The organism is Rhodococcus aetherivorans (genome assembly GCF_011058165.1).
Classification (GTDB): Bacteria; Actinomycetota; Actinomycetes; order Mycobacteriales; family Mycobacteriaceae; genus Rhodococcus; species Rhodococcus aetherivorans.
Window position 1 is genome coordinate 19039 of the sequence record NZ_JAALEG010000065.1, and the last position, 17344, is coordinate 36382.

The 17344-nt window shown below is 71.3% G+C and carries 19 protein-coding genes; 12 read left to right on the forward strand and 7 right to left on the reverse strand.

The genetic code is table 11. The annotated features are described in order from the left end of the window. Positions 1-11: 11 nt before the first annotated feature. The gene (locus G6039_RS21790) at positions 12-1298 is read right to left on the reverse strand and encodes an MFS transporter (RefSeq protein ID WP_206531233.1); all 1287 of its coding nucleotides are present in this window, start codon (positions 1296-1298) and stop codon (positions 12-14) included. A 251-nt stretch (positions 1299-1549) separates the two neighbouring features. Further along, positions 1550-2056, reverse strand: coding sequence for a MarR family winged helix-turn-helix transcriptional regulator (locus G6039_RS21795; RefSeq protein WP_029541264.1), 507 nt, complete (start codon positions 2054-2056; stop codon positions 1550-1552). 245 nt (positions 2057-2301) lie between these two features. Here G6039_RS21795 and G6039_RS21800 point away from each other — a divergent pair, with 245 nt between their 5' ends. Genes G6039_RS21800 through G6039_RS21835 form a run of 8 tightly spaced genes read left to right on the forward strand, consistent with a single transcriptional unit; the run spans position 2302 to position 9842 of the window. Continuing rightward, on the forward strand, positions 2302-2826 hold the full coding sequence (locus tag G6039_RS21800) for an MSMEG_0572/Sll0783 family nitrogen starvation response protein (RefSeq protein ID WP_043801505.1): 525 nt from the start codon (positions 2302-2304) through the stop codon (positions 2824-2826). A gap of 11 nt (positions 2827-2837) precedes the next feature. Further along, entirely contained in the window at positions 2838-3899 is a 1062-nt protein-coding gene (locus G6039_RS21805) for an MSMEG_0568 family radical SAM protein (protein ID WP_006931871.1), read from the forward strand. Position 3900: 1 nt separating this feature from the next. Further along, complete coding sequence (locus G6039_RS21810; protein ID WP_029541271.1) at positions 3901-5334, forward strand: MSMEG_0567/sll0787 family protein; 1434 nt, start codon at positions 3901-3903, stop codon at positions 5332-5334. Further along, positions 5331-6278, forward strand: coding sequence for a carbon-nitrogen hydrolase family protein (locus G6039_RS21815; protein WP_006931873.1), 948 nt, complete (start codon positions 5331-5333; stop codon positions 6276-6278). Before G6039_RS21810 ends, G6039_RS21815 begins: the two co-directional genes overlap by 4 nt. Then, complete coding sequence (locus tag G6039_RS21820; protein ID WP_029541275.1) at positions 6271-6615, forward strand: MSMEG_0570 family nitrogen starvation response protein; 345 nt, start codon at positions 6271-6273, stop codon at positions 6613-6615. The genes G6039_RS21815 and G6039_RS21820 overlap by 8 nt, the downstream gene beginning before the upstream one ends. Further along, positions 6612-7868 carry an MSMEG_0569 family flavin-dependent oxidoreductase gene (locus tag G6039_RS21825; protein WP_029541279.1) on the forward strand — a complete coding sequence of 419 codons (1257 nt, stop codon included), beginning with the start codon at positions 6612-6614 and terminating at the stop codon, positions 7866-7868. Before G6039_RS21820 ends, G6039_RS21825 begins: the two co-directional genes overlap by 4 nt. Before the next feature lie 10 nt (positions 7869-7878). After that, complete coding sequence (locus G6039_RS21830) at positions 7879-8727, forward strand: carbon-nitrogen hydrolase family protein (RefSeq protein WP_006931879.1); 849 nt, start codon at positions 7879-7881, stop codon at positions 8725-8727. After that, complete coding sequence (locus G6039_RS21835) at positions 8724-9842, forward strand: MSMEG_0565 family glycosyltransferase (RefSeq protein WP_164528109.1); 1119 nt, start codon at positions 8724-8726, stop codon at positions 9840-9842. Before G6039_RS21830 ends, G6039_RS21835 begins: the two co-directional genes overlap by 4 nt. On the opposite strand, the gene G6039_RS21840 is transcribed toward G6039_RS21835, so the two are convergent. Further along, complete coding sequence (locus tag G6039_RS21840) at positions 9836-10543, reverse strand: response regulator (protein WP_029541286.1); 708 nt, start codon at positions 10541-10543, stop codon at positions 9836-9838. The two genes, G6039_RS21835 and G6039_RS21840, sit on opposite strands and share 7 nt — an antisense overlap. 2 nt (positions 10544-10545) lie before the next feature. After that, a complete protein-coding gene (locus G6039_RS21845) occupies positions 10546-12171 on the reverse strand; it encodes a sensor histidine kinase (protein WP_029541290.1) in 1626 nt (541 codons plus the stop codon). A 67-nt stretch (positions 12172-12238) separates the two neighbouring features. Between G6039_RS21845 and G6039_RS21850 the strand changes: the two genes are divergently transcribed. Genes G6039_RS21850 through G6039_RS21865 form a run of 4 tightly spaced genes read left to right on the forward strand, consistent with a single transcriptional unit; the run spans position 12239 to position 15690 of the window. Continuing rightward, positions 12239-13228 (forward strand): Bug family tripartite tricarboxylate transporter substrate binding protein, encoded by a 990-nt coding sequence (locus tag G6039_RS21850; RefSeq protein WP_006931886.1) that lies wholly within the window; start codon positions 12239-12241, stop codon positions 13226-13228. Continuing rightward, positions 13225-13749 (forward strand): tripartite tricarboxylate transporter TctB family protein, encoded by a 525-nt coding sequence (locus G6039_RS21855; RefSeq protein ID WP_029541293.1) that lies wholly within the window; start codon positions 13225-13227, stop codon positions 13747-13749. The genes G6039_RS21850 and G6039_RS21855 overlap by 4 nt, the downstream gene beginning before the upstream one ends. Before the next feature lies 1 nt (position 13750). Beyond that, a complete protein-coding gene (locus tag G6039_RS21860) occupies positions 13751-15301 on the forward strand; it encodes a tripartite tricarboxylate transporter permease (protein WP_006931890.1) in 1551 nt (516 codons plus the stop codon). Beyond that, positions 15298-15690 (forward strand): universal stress protein, encoded by a 393-nt coding sequence (locus tag G6039_RS21865; RefSeq protein WP_029541295.1) that lies wholly within the window; start codon positions 15298-15300, stop codon positions 15688-15690. The genes G6039_RS21860 and G6039_RS21865 overlap by 4 nt, the downstream gene beginning before the upstream one ends. A 24-nt stretch (positions 15691-15714) precedes the next feature. Here the strand turns inward: G6039_RS21865 and G6039_RS21870 are convergent, their stop codons facing one another. The 3 genes from G6039_RS21870 to G6039_RS21880 form a co-directional block, all read right to left on the reverse strand. Beyond that, the gene (locus G6039_RS21870) at positions 15715-16404 is read right to left on the reverse strand and encodes an alpha-ketoglutarate-dependent dioxygenase AlkB family protein (protein WP_037200500.1); all 690 of its coding nucleotides are present in this window, start codon (positions 16402-16404) and stop codon (positions 15715-15717) included. Further along, positions 16380-16640, reverse strand: coding sequence for an Ada metal-binding domain-containing protein (locus G6039_RS21875; protein WP_006931895.1), 261 nt, complete (start codon positions 16638-16640; stop codon positions 16380-16382). Before G6039_RS21875 ends, G6039_RS21870 begins: the two co-directional genes overlap by 25 nt. Continuing rightward, positions 16637-17344: 2OG-Fe(II) oxygenase (locus tag G6039_RS21880; protein WP_164528110.1), on the reverse strand; the 708-nt coding region annotated here is incomplete at its 5' end. The genes G6039_RS21875 and G6039_RS21880, both read right to left, overlap by 4 nt.

Consider the following 17344-nt stretch of genomic DNA (forward strand, 5'->3'; position numbering starts at 1 on the left):
TTCGGCGGATGTCAGGCCTTCGACAGCGCCGTCGGGTGGGGTTCGGTGTCGACGCCGGGGATGCCGCGCCCGCGCAGGGAAGCCCCGGCCGTCTCTGCCACGAAGTACAGCGCGACGAGGCCGACGACGCATGCCCCCATCATGTAGAAGGCGGGCACCAGGTCGTTGCCGGTCCGTTCCACCAGCCACTCGTTGACCGCCGGTGCGGTCCCGCCGAACAGCGACGTCGAGACGTTGTAGGCGATCGCGAAGCCGGCGAAGCGCACGTGGGTGGGGAACATGGCCGGGAATGTCGCCGAGATGGTCGACAGCTGCAGGACGTACAGCAGACCGAGGACGGTGAACGCGACGATCGCCCACCCGAAGCTGATGCTCATGAGCTTGTACATGGGAACCGCGAAGAGCAGCAGGCCGCCCATCGAGATCGTCCACATCGGCTTGCGGCCGATCCGGTCGGACAGGGCGCCCGCGAACGGGATGACGGCCATCATCGCGAGCTGGCCGATCACGACGAGGAACAGCGACGCGGTGCTCGACAGTCCGATGCGGTTCTCGAGGTAGGTGGGCATGTAGCTCAGCAGGGTGTAGTTGCAGACGTTGAGGGCGACGACCAAGCCCATCAGGGTCAGGATGGGCCGCCGGTACCGCACGAGCAGGTCCTTGAACTGCGTGCCGGTGTCGTGCTCGACGGCGCCCTCGGCTTCGAGTTCCCGGAACACCGGGGTGTCGTCGAGCCTGGACCGCAGGTACAGGCCCACCAGGGCGAGCGGTCCGGCGACGAAGAACGGCAGACGCCAGCCCCACGTGCTCATGAACGCGTCGGTGGAGACCAGGTCGACGAACAACACGATGAGCGCGCCGAACGAGAACCCGCCGAGGGTGCCGAACTCCAGGAAGCTGCCGAAGAACCCGCGCTTGCGGTCGGGGGAGTACTCGGCCATGAACGTCGCGGCGCCGCCGTACTCGCCGCCGGTCGAGAAGCCCTGGATCATGCGCAGCAGAACCAGCAGCAGCGGCGCCCAGAACCCGATGGACGCGTATGACGGGACGGCGCCCAGCAGGACGGTCGCGGTGCCCATCAGGATGATCGTGAGCGCGAGCACCTGCCGGCGGCCGAGGCGGTCGCCGAGGGGGCCCCACACCAGCCCGCCGAGGGGACGGACGAGGAAGGACACGGCGAAGACGCCGAGGGTGAGCAGGGTTGCCGACTCGAGATCGTCGGGGAAGAACGCGTCGGCGATGTAGGTGGCGGTGTAGGCGTACACGCCGTAGTCGAACCACTCGGTGAAGTTCCCCATGGCAGAGGCGCTGATGGCGCGCCGTAGATGCCCCGGTGGGACCTCCTGGGGCTCACCCTTCCGGCCGGCGTTGGTGGTGCTCACGACACTTCCCTTCGTTCGGACAACCGTCCCTGCGTACCCACAGAGCGCACGCGGGATCCGGTCGATGCGACGATGGAGAGAGTTCGTTACTGTTCCGTAATTGTTCTTCTGGGGTTTCCCGCATGGTGGACGCCGCCGCGCGCACGGGGGTGGGGGGTGCGAGCGGTTCAGTCGTGGTCCAGCGCGCCGGCCTTCAGCGCCGCGGCGTTGATGCGGGTGAGCACGTCGTGCAGTTCCTCCAGCTCGGCCAGGCTCACGCCGAGCTTGCGGACGACCGTCTCCGGGACCGTCGCGGCCCGCGCCCGCAGGGCCCGGCCTTCGTCGGTCAGGTCGACGACGAGTTGCCGCTCGTCCAGCGGGCTGCGGGTGCGGGTGATCAACCCGGTCGACTCGAGCCGCTTGAGCAACGGCGACAGGGTGGGGGAGTCCAGCTGCAGGGCCCGGCCGATCTCCTTCACCGACATCGGGGCGTCGCCCCACAGGGCCAGCATCACCAGGTACTGCGGGTGGGTCAGGCCGAGCGGCTCGAGCACCGGCCGGTACACCGAGAGCACCGCCCGGTTGGCGACGGCGAGCGCGAAGCAGACCTGACGGTCCAGGGCGAGCGGGTCGTCCGTCGCCCTCGCCGACCCGGCTTCGACCCCGGCCGACTGCGGGCGGGCCTCCGTGCTCATGGTCTCGATGCTACCCAACCGGTGACCTGCCCACTGCGGTCGCCTGACACCCGCTGCCGCGCCTCCTCCCGGCGGCGGTGTTACGCGGCGATGACGGGATTCCGGCCGATGTGAGCTCCACGAAATGCGGCGTTGTTCCAGGGGTGACCAACGCGAAATCGACTGCACGTCTACTGATTGCAGGCCGCAGCCGGGCGAGATCACCGGCGCGCCCGCCGAATCCACCGATCTCCGAGGAGAACTCAGTGACCGACATCGAGCAGACCATCGCCGACAACATCGCCAGGTCCCTGGCCGAGATCCCTCATCCGGCACTGCCCAAGGGCACCAACCTCTACGGCTCGACCAAGATCTTCCCCGACTATCGGGCCGAGGACGGCGAGTGCTACTTCACCCTCGTGCACGGCATCGCCCACGAGTCGTCGGTGAGCTTCGTCGCGGTCCTGCAGGCCACGCGCGCGCTGCGCAAGGGCTTCGAGTCGGCCATCTACTTCTACGGCACCGGAGCGATGAATGCCGTTGCCACACGCGGCTTCCCGACGACAGGTGACAACGGGTTCCCGGGTGAGCAGAACATCAACGACGCGCTGACCACCTTCATCACGGAGGGCGGCCAGGTCTTCGTGTGCCGGTTCGGCCTCGCGCTGCACGGGCACCGGGAGGAGGACCTGATCGAGGGCGCCATTCCCGCCCACCCCCTGGACGTGCAGGACGCGATCATCCACTACGCCCGCAAGGGCGCCATCATCAACTCCACCTACATGGTCTGAAGGGTGACACCATGAGCGGTCTCTCGACCCGGGTCGACCTGGCCGTCCGCGGCATCCGGTCCCTCGAGGCGCCGGTGCACAGGCGTTCCGGCGCCGGCCCGAGCGACGACGGGCACGTCCTGATCGGCGGGGTGGGCGGCGCGATCCCGATCCGGTCCGACAGCCCGTACACGGTGGACGGCACCCGGCTGCTGCTGGACGGAACGGACATGGGCCTCGACGTCGAGCCGGTGCGCCGGCCCAGGTTCTACGACCTGCAGACCGCGGACGGCGTCTCCTACGAGAAGATCGCCCGCCTGCACGGCGCCGACGTCCTGGCCACCACCGTGGTGCAGACCTGTATCCGGTACGACCCCGACCAGCGCTGCCGCTTCTGCTCGATCGAGGCGTCGCTGGCGGCGGGTTCGACGGTCGCGGTCAAACGTCCCGAGCAGCTCGCCGAGGTCGCCGCGGCCGCGGTCCGCCTCGACGGGGTCACCCAGATGATCATGACCACGGGCACCTCCGCCGGGACGGACCGGGGCGCCCGCCACCTGGCCCGCTGCGTGCGCGCGGTCAAGGCGGCCGTGCCGCACCTCGCCGTCCAGGTGCAGTGCGAACCGCCCGGCGATCTCGCCACCCTCACCGACCTGCGCCGGGCGGGCGCCGACTCGATCGGCATCCACGTCGAATCCCTCGACGACGGCGTGCGCCGGCGCTGGATGCCGGGCAAGGCGGCGGTTCCGCTCGCCGAGTACCGGGCGGCGTGGGCCGAGGCCGTGCGCGTCTTCGGGCGCAACCAGGTCTCCACCTACCTGCTCGTCGGACTCGGCGAGGACGCCGACGAACTCGTCGCCGGAGCAGCCGAACTCATCGCGATGGGGGTCTACCCGTTTGTGGTGCCGTTCCGGCCCCTCGCCGGCACCCTCGCCGTCGACGTCGACGGGGCGGCGGCCCCCGACGCGACGCTGCTCGAGGACGTCACCCGGCGCGTCGCCGCGCAGCTGCGGGCGGCGGGCATGGCCGGCTCCGACCAGAAGGCCGGATGCGCCGCGTGCGGCGCGTGCAGCGTGCTGCAGAACGCGGGAGGCTGACATGACATCCGAATCCGGTTCCCGGACCACCGAACTGTTCGACCCCGCGGTGCTCGCCGGTCCCGCACCGGCGCCGCCGCCCGGCTTCCTCGTGCGCGCGGCGGCCCACGCCGGCGACGTGGCCGCCTACCACCGGCTGCGCCGCGAGACGTTCGTGCTCGAGCAGGGACTGTTCGCGGGCAGCGACCGGGACGACCTCGACGACGATCCCCGCACCGTCGTCCTGGTCGCTGCCGCACCCGACGGCGCCGTCCTCGGCGGGGTGCGGCTCGCCCCGGCCACCGACGGCGTGGACCTCGGCTGGTGGACCGGCAGCCGCCTGGTCGTCGACAGCCGCAGCCGCCACGGCGGCGGCATCGGCCGGGCCCTCGTCCGCGCGGCCTGCGCGTACGCCGAGTCCCACGGCGTGCTGCGCTTCGACGCGACCGTGCAGGCACCCAACGAGCCGATGTTCACCCGACTCGGTTGGGTCCGCCGGGACGACGTCGTCGTCGCCGGTGCCCCGCATGTGCTGATGCAGTGGCCGCTCGACCGCATCGAACGGCTCGTCCGGTCCACGAAATCGGTCCTGGCGCAGGTCTTGGCGCCGTTGGACCGGGATCCGGACGGGCTCGGTGGCAACGGGTTTCGTGGCGACGACGGTGCGCCCGTCCCCGGCAGCGACCTCGTCGCGGCGTGCGACGCGATCGTGCCGGCGATGGTCCAGCGCGATCCCGAGTGGGCGGGCTGGTGCGCGGCCCTGGTCAACCTCAACGACCTGTCCGCGATGGGTGCGACGCCGGTCGGGATGCTCGACGCCGTCGGCGCCCCCAACCGCTCGGTGCTCACCCGCGTGCTCCGCGGGCTGGCGCACGCCGGCCGGATGTGGAACGTGCCGATCCTCGGTGGCCACACCCAGCTCGGCGTCCCCGCCGCGCTGTCGGTCACCGCGCTCGGCGCGGCGGCCGAGCCGATCCCGGCGGGCGGTGGCTCCGCGGGCCACGACCTCCGCCTCACCGTGGACCTGCGCGGCCGGTGGCGACCGGGATACACCGGACAGCAATGGGATTCCACCTCGACGTGCACGTCCGAGGAGCTCGCGCTGCTCGGGTCCTTCGTCCGCCGCGCGCGGCCGGCGGCGGCCAAGGACGTGAGCATGGCCGGACTCGCCGGCACCGTCGGGATGCTGGCCGAAGCGAGCGGCGTCGGCGCCGTCCTCGACGTCGCGAGGATTCCCCGGCCGGCGGGCCCGACGATGGGCGACTGGATGGCGTGCTTCCCGGGCTTCGCGATGGTGACCGCGGACCGGCCCGGACGCCCCACGCCGCCGAGCGGACCGGCCGTGTCCGCGGTGTGCGGGGAACTGACCACACGACCGGGGGTCGGCCTGCGCTGGCCCGACGGCATGATCACGAACGCGGTGCACGGCACCGTCACAGGATTGGGAAGAGCATGAGCGAGATCGGAATCTCGGTCGCGGCGGCGGAATTCGGCCGCGACATGGAGCAGTCCTACGCGACGATCGCGGCACTGATCGACCAGGCCCGCGCCCGCGGCAGCGACCTGCTGGTGCTGCCCGAAGCGTGCCTCGGCGGGTACCTGCCGAGCCTCGGCGGTGGCGACGAGAGCGAGGCGGCGCGGGAGCGGCGCCTGCGCGCGCTGCCGCCGGCGCTCGCACTCGACGGACCGGAACTGCGGCGGGTCGTGGACCTCGCCGGCGACCTCGTGGTGACCCTGGGCTTCTGCGAGGCCGACGGGCCGACCCGCTACAACGCGGCCGTGACGCTGCACGGCGACGGCATCCTCGGCTCCTACCGCAAGGTGCACCAGCCGCTGGGCGAGAACCTCTGCTACGACGCCGGCGACCGCTACGCGGCGTTCGACACGCCGATCGGCCGGATGGGCATGCAGATCTGCTACGACAAGGCGTTCCCCGAGGCCGCCCGCGCCCTGGCCCTCGACGGCGCGGAGATCGTCACGTCGCTGTCCGCCTGGCCGACGGCCCGGACCGCGCAGGCCGCGGCTCTCGCGGACGATCGGTGGACGCAGCGCTTCGACATCTACGACCGGGCCCGGGCCACCGAGAACCAGGTGGTGTGGGTGGCGTCCAACCAGGCCGGCACCTTCGGGTCGCTGCGGTTCGTGTGCAGCGCCAAGATCGTCGGGCCGGGTGGGGAGATCCTGGCGACCACCGGCACCGACCCCGGCCTCGCGTCCGCCCGGCTCGACGTGCGCGCCGAACTCGACGCGATCCGCGGCGGCGGCATGTACAACCTGCGGGACCGGCGGCCCGAGGTCTACGGCGACGTGGTGGCCCCCAACCTGGTGACCGGGACGCAGCTGAGCCGCGAGCAGCGGCCGGCGTCCCTCCGCGGCGCAGGTGTGCCGGCCCATGCCTGAAATGACCTACACGGTGCGGTGGCCCGACGGCCGCGCCGGCGAGTACTACTCGCCGTCCCTGGTGATGCACGACCATCTGACCGCGGGCGCGGAGTACGCCGTCCGGGACTTCGTCGACCGCACTCGCCTGGCCCTCACCGAGGCGAGCGAACGCGTGCGCGTCAAGTTCGGCATGTACTGCACCTCCGCGGCCGCGACACTCGCGGAGATCGAGGCGGCGGCCGGTCGTTACGAACCCGATGCCGTCGTGCGGGTGCTGGCCCTGGATCCGCCCACCGTCGACGCCGCGCCGGGCGGCGCCGGCGCAGCCCACCGACCGGAAGGAACAGTCCGATGATCGAGAACCGTGACGTCGTCGTCGTGGGCGGGGGCCAGGCCGGTCTGTCCGTCAGCTGGCACCTCGTGCAGCGGGGCATCGACCATGTGGTGCTCGAACGGGACGGCATCGCCCACGAGTGGCGCGACAGCCGGTGGGACAACTTCACCCTCGTCACCCCCAACTGGCAATGCAACCTGCCCGGCTACAGCTACCGCGGCGACGATCCGGACGGGTTCATGACCCGCGACGAGACGTACGCGTTCGTCCGCGGCTACGCCGGCACCTTCCACCCGCCGGTGCGCGAGGGCGTCGCGGTCACGTCGGTGACGCAGGCGGCCGGCGGCGGCTTCGATGTGCAGACCACCGCAGGCCCGATCCGGGCGCGGCAGGTCGTCGTCGCCACCGGCGGCTACCACGAGCCCGTGGTGCCGCGGTACGCGGAGAAGCTGCCCGCGCACCTCACCCAGCTGCACTCCTCGCGGTACAGGTCGGCGTCCGCGCTGCCGGACGGTGCGGTGCTGGTGGTCGGCAACGGGCAGTCCGGCGCGCAGATCGCCGAGGACCTCATGCTCGCCGGCCGGCAGGTCCACCTGGTGACCGGGAGCGCACCGCGGGTGGCGCGGTTCTACCGCGGGCGGGACTGCGTGGCCTGGCTGCACGACATGGGCACCTATGACGTGCCCATCGCCGAACACCCCGGCGGAACCGCCAAACGGGAGAACACCAATCACTACGTCACGGGCCGCGACGGCGGTCGCGACATCGACCTGCGGTCCTTCGCCCTCGAGGGGATGCGCCTCTACGGCAGGCTGCTCGGTGTGGACGACGGAGTGCTGCGTGTGGCGCCCACCCTCGGCGCGTCGCTCGACGCGGCCGACGCCGTGGCCGAGAGCATCAAGGACATGATCGACGACCACATCGCGCGGGAGGGCATCGACGCCCCGCCGGAGGAGCGGTACGTCCCGGTGTGGCGACCCGCCGAGGAACCCACCGGCCTGGACCTGGACACCGCCGGGATCGGCTCGGTGATCTGGTCGATCGGATTCCGGACGAACTACCGCTGGCTGCACGCCGGGGTCTTCGACGGTGCCGGTCTGCCGTGCCACAATCGGGGCGTGACCTCGGTGCCCGGCCTGTACTTCCTTGGCCTGCCCTGGCTGCACACGTGGGGATCGGGACGGTTCGCCGGAATCGCCCGCGACGCCGAACACCTCGCGGACCGGATCGAGCTCGAGGCCGGACTGCGGGCCTCGATCGGCGCCCCGGCCTGACGGGCGCCGCATGACGCGCATCGCCGCCCTGGCCGGTCACTTCGGACGCGACGTGCCGCGGGCCCTGCTCAAACTGGAGACCCTGATCGAGTCCGCGCGACGGGACCGCATCGAGCTGCTGGTGCTGCCCGACGCGTGCCTCGGCGGGTACATCTCGGACCTGCGCCGGCCCGACCCGGACGACCTGCCGCCCGCACTGTGGCGGGACGGACCCGAACTCGACGCGCTCGCCCGGATGGCGGGCGAGATGACCGTGTGCGTCGGCTACACCGAACGGGACGGGGATCTGCGGTACAACGCCGCCGCCTGCGTCACCGGCGACGGGATTCTCGGCACCCACCGGAAGGTGCACCAGCCGGCCGGGGAATTCCTCGCCTACGCGCCGGGCGACCGGTTCGAGGCGTTCGACACCCCGGTGGGCCGCATGGGGATGCTGATCGACTACGACAAGACGTTCCCCGAGTCCGCCCGCACGCTGGCGCTGGACGGCGCACGGATCGTCGCCGCGCTGTCGGCGTGGCCCGCGAGCGTCACCGACCGGGCGGCCCGGCTGCCGCAGGACCGGCAGTCCCGGCTGTTCGACCTGTACGACGCGGCCCGCGCCGCCGAGAACCAGGTCGTGCTCGTCTCGTCCAATCAGACCGGGATGCAGGGCGGCATGCGCTTCCTCGGGCAGGCGAAGATCGTCGGCCCGGGTGGCGAGGTGCTCGCCCGCACGGGCACCAAGGGCGGGCTCGCCGTCGTCGACATCGACGTCGAGGTCGAGGTGGAACGGGCCCGCCGGGTGCTGCACCACCTGGCCGAGCGGCGCGTGGACACCTATCGGGGACTGCTCGACGAGAAGGGGGACATCGGGTGAGGATCGCTCTGCTCACGTACTCCACCAAGCCGCGCGGCGGTGTCGTCCACACCCTCAATCTTGCCGAGGCCCTGGCCCGGACGGGCCACGACGTCGCCGTGTGGACGCTCGGGCGCGGCGGCGACGACGGGTTCTTCCGCGCCGTCGACCCGGCCGTGCGGGTGCGCGTCGTCCCGTTCGCCGGGGTGGAGGGGGGGGGGGTCGGGGAGTGCATCATGCGTTCGATCGCCGCGCTCGGCGCGGCGTTCACCCCCGGCAGGTACGACGTGGTGCACGCGCAGGACTGCATCAGCGCCAACGCCGTCGGAAACCGGTGCATCCGCACGATCCACCACCTCGACCGGTTCACCACGCCGCAGCTCGCCGCCTGTCACGAACGGGCCGTCGCCGAACCGTATGCGCGGATCTGCGTCTCGCGTGCGGTCGCCGAGGAGGTCCGCGCGGGCTGGGGTTTCACGCCCACGGTCATCGCCAACGGCGTCGACGCGCACCGCTTCTCGCGCGCCGAGCAGGACAGGGCGGCGCGGGCCCGGTGGCGGGCGCAGCTGGGGGAGTACGTGCTGGCCGTCGGTGGCATCGAGCCCCGCAAGGGCAGCATCGATCTGGTGGAGGCGTTCGCCCTGCTGCGCCGTGAGCGGCCCGGGATGCGGCTGGTGTTCGCCGGCGGCGAGACGTTGTTCGACTACCGGCCGTACCGAGCCGAATTCGACCGTCGCTGCGCGGAACTGGGCGTGGATCCGACGATCCTGGGGACGGTGGCCGAGGACGCGCTGCCGGCGTTGGTCGCGCAGGCGTCGGTGTTCGCGTTCCTGTCCACGAAGGAGGGCTTCGGGCTCGCCGCGATGGAGGCCTTGGCCGCCGGAGTGCCCGTGGTGGCGCGGGATCTGCCGGTGCTGCGCGAGGTGTTCGGCGACACCGTCCGGTTCGCGTCGACGCACCGGGAGATGGCCGGCGCCCTCACCGAGCCGCCCGTCGCCGCGCGGACACACCGGGGGCGGGCGCTCGCCGCGGCCCACACCTGGGACGACGCGGCGGCCGCGCACCTCGCGTTCTACCGCTCCGTCGTGCACCTGCAACCCGCGGAGCACTCCCGGGATGCGGCCCGGGGTCAGTGACCGGCGGGCCGGTAGCGGCGGACCGGTCGGCCGGTGCCGCCGTATTCGAGACGCAGTTCGAGCAGGCCTGCGTCCAGGTAGTGCTCGAGGTAGCGGCGCACGCTCACCCGCGACAACCCGGCCAGCTCCGCGCACTCGGTGGCGGACAGTTCGCCGCGGGCGCGGACCGTGTCGAGGATCAGCCGGCCGGTTTCGGCGCTCAGACCCTTCGGCAGCCGTACGGGTTCGGCGGCCTTGCCGCCGGCACCGAACAGGGAGTCGATGAACGTCTGGTCGGCGCTCGTCTGGGTCGCGAGCTCGTGCGCTCGGCGCCGGAAGTGCTCGAGCTTCTCCCGGAGCTGCGCGTACTCGAACGGCTTGACCAGGTAGTCGGTCGCTCCGCCGTGCAGGGCGCGACCGACGGTGTCGATCTCCCGGGCGGCGGTGATCATGATGACGGCGACGGCGTCGCCCTCGGCGCGCAGCCGCTGAAGGACGTCGAGTCCCGACATGTCGGGCAGGTAGACGTCGAGCAGGAGGAGGTCGGGTGCGGTGGTCCGCGCGGCGTCGAGCGCCTCCGCGCCGCTGTGTGCCACCGCGACCGTGGTGAATCCCTTTGTCCGGTCCACGAATCGACGGTGGATCTCCGCGACCATGAAGTCGTCGTCCACGACGACGACCTTGTGCGTCGCCGCCTCGTCCGATCCTGGACGGTCGTGCATGGTCAGCCATCCTTACTGCGCGGGATGTGGACGGTGAACAAGGCGCCGCCGGTGACCGGGGCATCGGAGACGGTAGCCGATCCGCCGTGCTGGGCGCTGACCAGTCGCACCAGCGCCAGTCCGACCCCGCGTCCCCCGGGCGTGTCGGGTTTGGACGTGACGCCCCGGGCGAAGATCTCCTCCCGCAGGGAATCGGGCACGCCGGGACCCGAATCGGCGACCTCGACCGTGATGCCGTCGGAGTCGGTGATGCGGACGGAGATCCGCGCGTCCCGCCCGCCCTGCGACACGTCGACGGCGTTGTCGACGAGATTGCCGAGGACGGTGATGACGTCGGTGGCGAGTTCGGGGTCGAGGGCCCGCAGGCGCGAATCGGGCTCGAGGACCAGGGTCACTCCGGTCTCCGCGGCGAGCGATGTCTTCGCGATGAGCAGGGCGGCCACGGCGGGGTCGGAAATACGCTGCGTCACAGCGTCACTGATTTCCGCTCGGCGCCTGGTGAGAGTTCCGACGAAGTCGGTGACGGCGTCGTAGTCGCCGAGTTGGGTGAGCCCCGAGATGGTGTGGAGCTGATTGGCGAATTCGTGGGTCTGGGCCCGGAGGGTGTCGGTGACACTCTTGTGCGACGACAGCTGGCTCTGCAGCGACGCCAGCTCGGTGCTGTCGCGCATCGTGGTGACGGTGCCGATCCGCTGTCCCCGGCTCGTCGCGGTCCGGCGACTGAGCGCCAGCACCCGGGACGCCGTCGACAGCACGACGTCGCCGCTGTCGTCCCCGCTGAGCAGGTACTGACGGACCGCGGGTTCGAGGTCGACGTCGTCGACGCGGCGGCCGACGGCGTCCGCGGTGAGGTCGAGCAGCTCCTGTGCGCTGTCGTTGAGAACGGTGATGACGCCCTCGGTGTTCACCGCCACCACGCCCTCGCGGATGTTGTGCAGCAGCGCCTCGCGGTGGTCGGCGAGGTTGGCGATCTCGGCGATCTCGAGCCCCCGGGTGTGGGTCTTGATCCGTCGCGACAACAGCCACGAGCCGAGGAGCCCGAGCCCGGCGCCGATGCCGAGATACAGCAGCAACCGGGCTCCGGCGCTGCTGAGGAGGTCCCACAGGGACGGGTAGTCGTCGCTCACCGCCACGATCGCGAGCACGGACCCGGCCGGCGACAGGATCGGGACGTGTCCCGCGATGGCCCGACGGCCGTCGACGACCACGTCACCGGACCAGGCCCGGCCGGTGGCCACGTCGCTGGCCCCGAGTTCCGCAGCCGCGCCGAGCCGGGTCGGGTCCGACGACACGAGGACCGTGCCGTCGGCGGTCACGATCTCGGCGAGCGTCGCCCCGGACAGGTTCACGGCGCGGTCCACTTCGGGCGCGAGAACCGTGCCGGCGGACGGTGCGGACAGCAGTTCCCGCACCACGGGCGTCGAGGCCACGTTCTCGGCGACCGCGATCATCCGCTGACCCTGCAGGTCGCGGAATCCGACGGTCGACTGGTGCACCGACACCGCGGCGACCGCCAGCAGCACCACCGCCACGACGGCGAGCTGAAGGAGCAGAACCTGCCCGGCGAGGCTGCGGATACGGAGGGGACGTGGTGACCACAATGAACTCAAGTTCCGTTTCGTACTCAAGAGTGACGTGACTCACTGACGGGTTCAGTATTGCCGAAGGTCACATTTTTCGGCGAAAGAAGGAACGATGTCCAGGACAGCCGGCGGAGGCCGCGTACGTGCGGTCCTACTGCTCGTGCTCGCGGGGATTCTCGTTGCCGGATGCGGCGTCACCCGCGGCGAGGACGAGGGTCTGCACCGGGTGCGGATGATGGTTCCCAACAGCCCCGGCGGAGGCTACGACCTCACCGCCCGGACGGCGGTGAAGATCATGGAGGACGACGGCATCACCGGCCGCGTGGAGGTCTTCAACGTCATCGGCGCAGGCGGAACGGTGGCGATGGCCCGGCTCATGAACGAGGCGGGCAACGACGACCTCATGATGATGATGGGCCTCGGGGTGGTCGGCGCCGGCTACACGAACGGCTCGACGGCCCGGGTGTCCGACGCCACGGCCCTGGCCAGGATGGTCGAGGAGCAGGAGGGCATTCTCGTCCCCGCGGACTCGCCGTTGCGCACCGTCGACGACTTCGTCGCCGCGTGGCGCGCCGACCCGTCGGCGATCACGATCGGCGGTGGATCGTCACCCGGAGGTCCCGACCACCTGTTCCCGATGGAGACGGCACGTGCGGTGGGAGTGGATCCGAAGGCAGTGAACTTCGTGTCCTACGACGGCGGCGGTGATCTGCTGACCGCGCTGCTCGGCGAGAAGATCACCGCGGGCACGTCGGGGCTCGGCGAGTACGTCGACCAGATCGAGGCGGGCCAGGTCCGGGTCCTCGCGGTGTCGGGCAACGAGCGCGTTCCCGGCATCGACGCACCGACGCTCCGTGAGGCGGGCATCGATCTGACCTTCACCAACTGGCGCGGAATCCTTGCGCCGCCCGGAATTTCGGACGAGGCCAAGGCGGCAATGGTGGAGGCGCTCGCGAAGTTGCACGACACCCCGGCATGGAAGGAGGCTCTGGTGAAGAACGGGTGGAGCGACGCGTTCGCGACCGGACCGGAGTTCGAGCGGTTCCTCGAAGAGCAGGACGAGCGGGTTTCGTCCACGCTGTCCGAGCTGGGGCTCGCATGAGTACGCGGGCAGCGGCCGATGCGACGCCGGCCCGCCGGATGAAGGATCCGGCCCAGTTCGTCGTCTGCGGTGTGCTCGTGGCGGTGGGAGTCTTCCTGATCGTCGACGCGCTCACTCTGACAGCGGGTTTCGTCAAGATCGACCCGGTGGGGCCTCGGCTGTTCCCGATGGTCGTCGGCACCGGACTCGTCGTCTGCGCGGTGGCGCTCGCAGCGGCGATCCTGTGGGGATCGACCGGCGAGGAGGACGGCGGAGAGGACGTGGACCTGTCGTCGCCCGGGGACTGGCGCACGGTCGGGCTGCTGGTCGCGTTGTTCGTCGCGACGATCGCCCTCGTCGGCCCGCTGGGGTGGGCGATCACCGGAACCCTGTTGTTCGCCGGCGCCGCGACGGTCCTGGGAAACAGGCACTACGTGCGCAGTCTCGTGATCGGGGCGGTCCTCGGGTTCGGCAGCTTCTACGCATTCTACGTCGGGCTCGGAATACCGCTGCCCGCAGGCATTCTGGACGGAATTCTGTGACATGGACACATTGACCTGGCTGCTGCAGGGGTTCGAGCAGGCGGCGACCCCGATGAACCTGCTCTACGCGTGTCTCGGTGTCCTGCTGGGGACCGCGGTCGGAGTACTGCCGGGCATCGGGCCCGCGATGACGGTGGCGCTGCTGCTGCCCGTCACCTACAACGTGAGCCCGAGCGCCGCGTTCATCATGTTCGCCGGCATCTACTACGGCGGAATGTACGGCGGGTCGACGACCTCGATCCTGCTCAACACCCCGGGGGAGTCGTCCTCCGTGATCACCGCGATCGAGGGCAACCGGATGGCGAGAGCCGGGCGCGCGGCGCAGGCCCTCGCCACCGCCGCCATCGGCTCGTTCGTCGCCGGATCGATCGGCACGATGCTGCTGGTGCTCTTCGCTCCCGCGGTGTCGCGCTTCGCCGTGACTCTCGGTGCGCCGTCGTATCTGGCGATCATGCTGCTCGCGCTGGTCGCCGTCACCGCCGTCCTCGGCAGTTCCAAGCTCCGGGGCTGCATCTCGCTGTTCCTGGGCCTCGCGATCGGACTGGTCGGAATCGACTTCCTCACCGGGCAGCCCCGCGCCACCTTCGGCATTCCGCAGCTGTCCGACGGCATCGACATCGTCGTCGTCGCGGTCGCGGTGTTCGCGGTCGGTGAGGCGCTGTGGGTGGCCGCGCACCTGCGCCGCCGCCCCGCCGAGGTCATCCCGGTCGGCCGTCCGTGGATGGGCCGCAGCGACTGGAAGCGGTCGTGGAAGCCGTGGTTGCGCGGCACCGCATACGGATTCCCGTTCGGTGCGCTGCCGGCGGGTGGTGCCGAGCTGCCGACCTTCCTCTCGTACATCACCGAGAAGAAGCTGTCGAAGCACAAGGACGAGTTCGGCAAGGGCGCCATCGAAGGCGTCGCGGGACCGGAGGCGGCGAACAACGCCTCCGCGGCGGGCACCCTCGTGCCGATGCTGTCGCTGGGTCTGCCGACCAATGCGACCGCCGCGGTGATGCTGACCGCCTTCGTGTCGTACGGAATCCAGCCCGGGCCGACGCTGTTCGAGAAGGAACCGCTGCTGATCTGGACGCTGATCGCGAGCCTGTTCATCGGCAACTTCCTCCTGCTCGTCCTCAACCTTCCCCTCGCCCCGCTGTGGGCCAAGCTGCTCCGCACGCCCCGGCCGTATCTGTACGCCGGCATCCTGTTCTTCGCCGCGCTCGGCGCGTTCGCCGTCAACCTGCAGTGGCTCGACCTCGCCCTGCTGCTGACGTTCGGCCTGCTCGGGCTCATGATGCGCCGGTTCGGTCTTCCGGTCCTGCCGTTGATCATCGGGGTGATCCTCGGGCCGCGCATCGAACGCCAACTCCGCCAGAGCTTGCAGCTCGGGGGCGGCGACTGGGGCAGCCTCGTCACCGAACCCGTCGCCATCGTCGTCTACATCGTCATCGCACTGCTGCTCGTCGCGCCGCTCGCCGCCCGGTTCGTCCACTCGCGCCGGCCTGCCGTGATTCCGGCCGGCACCCCCGGTGACGACTCCAGCGAGACCCGAGAGAAGGCCCACGCATGATCGTCGTCGGATTCACCCCGGACCGGTACGGCGGAGCCGCCGTCGACCACGGCATCGCCGAGGCCCGGTTGCGCGGCACCTCACTGCTCGTGATCAACACCTCCAGGGGCGATGCCCTCGCCGACCGGTCGTTCGCCGCCCGGGCACAGCTCGAGGCGCTGGAGGAGAAGTTGTCCGGAAGCGGCGTCGAGCACGAGATCAGGCAGACGGTCGGCGACGAGACCGTCGACGTGATCCTGGACGCCATGGAGCCCGACGAGGCGCAACTGCTGGTGATCGGGGTCCGCGACCGCACACCCGTCGGCAAGTTGCTTCTCGGCAGTACCGCCCAGCGGCTGCTGCTGTCCTGCCGCAAACCGGTGCTGGCGGTCAAGCCCGAGGAGGGGTGAGGCTCCTCGCCGCTCCGGGGTAGCTCACCCGCCGAGCCCGGTGACCCGCATCGTGAGGTTGAGCCGGCCCCGCGTCATCCCCGACGCGGGGTCGGCCGTGCCGGGAAAGACTTTGGGCACACCGTGATACGCGAACCGCGACGGACCGCCGAACACGAACAGGTCGCCGGATTCGAGCCGGACGTCGCGGTGGGGCCGGCCGCGGCTCTCGGTGTTGCCGAACCGGAAGGTGCACGCGTCGCCGATGCTGAGCGACACGATGGGGGCGTCGCTGCGTTCGTCCTTGTCCTGATGCATGCCCATGCGGGCGTCGCCGTCGTAGAAGTTGATCAGCGCGGTGTCGGGAGTGTAATCGTCGCCGGCGTGCGGGTCGTCGTACGCGGCGACGAGGGCACGCCGCCCGAGGTCGCCCAGCCGGTCCGGGAAAGGGGCGACGGGAGCGTCGTTCACGTCCACCGCGGTGCGGGTGTAACGGTACGGCGACCAGTGCCACCCGAGGCAGACGGTCTGCACCGACATCCGGCCCCCGCCAGGCAGGGCGGTGTGACGGATCGGCACGGGCCCGCGCGCCCAGTCCCGGCAGGCGGCGACGAGGCGGCGTTGCTCGTCGACGTCGAGCCAGCCGGGCACGTGCACGGCGCCCGGGGCGATCTCGACGCGGGCGCGCGGCACGGGGAACAGGGCGTCGCTCACGGGTGCCGCCTCGTCTGCCATTCCCGGTAGCGCCCCGGAAGGCACACCGCGCACGGGCGGTATCCGGCTGCGACGGCATCGGATTCGTCGGCGAAGAAGACCCGGTCCCGGACGTACCCGCCGCGGGCGATCGCCCGCAGCGCCGCGCGGCAGTCGAGGCGACCGTAGATCCGGCCGCGCCGGTGCCCACCGACGGACCCGGGGATCGGGCTGCGGTAGGGACGGCCGTCCGCGCCGAGCAGCGTGTAGCCGGTCATCGGGCGTCGTGCAGGACGAGGCCGAGGGTGCGGCGGACGCCGGCGCGGACGGTGCTGACCCCGTGCCGGACGGGGGAGCGGGTCCAGCCGCGCGCGGAGGGGGTGGGCCGGTCGCGGGTGGTGAAGATCAGCCCGTGACCCTGCTGCAGCACGGTGACGGTGCCGCGGGACTGTGCGCGGGCGCGTTGCTCGACGAGGAGGAACTCGCCGCCGAGGTGGTCGTGGCCGGGCCGGTCGAGGCCGATCACCACCTGCAGCGGGAACACCAGGTCGCCGTAGAGGTCGCGGTGCAGGGCGTTCCAGTCGCCGGTCGTGTAGCGCAGCAGGATGGGCGTCGGCCTGGCCTGTCCGGCGGCGTGGCAGGCGTCGAGCCAGTCGCCGAAGTCGTCGGGCCAGGGCGCCGGGTCGCCGAGCCGCTGCGCCCAGTCCCGTGCGACGGGCAGCAACCGGTGGTAGAACGCCGCGCGCAACCGGGTGATGCCCTCGGGTACGGGGTCGCCGAAGTAGCGGTAGGTGCCCTTGCCGAAGCGGTGCCGTTCCATGTCGATCGTGCTGCGGAAGCGGCGGTCGTCGTCCCACATCGCGGCGACGCGCGCGCACTCGTCCGCGGTGAGCAGCGGCCCGGTCTGCGCGCACCCCGCCGCGTCGAGTTCGGCGACGAGCGCCGGCCAGTCCTGAGCATCGACCCGCGCGGTGAGCGAGTC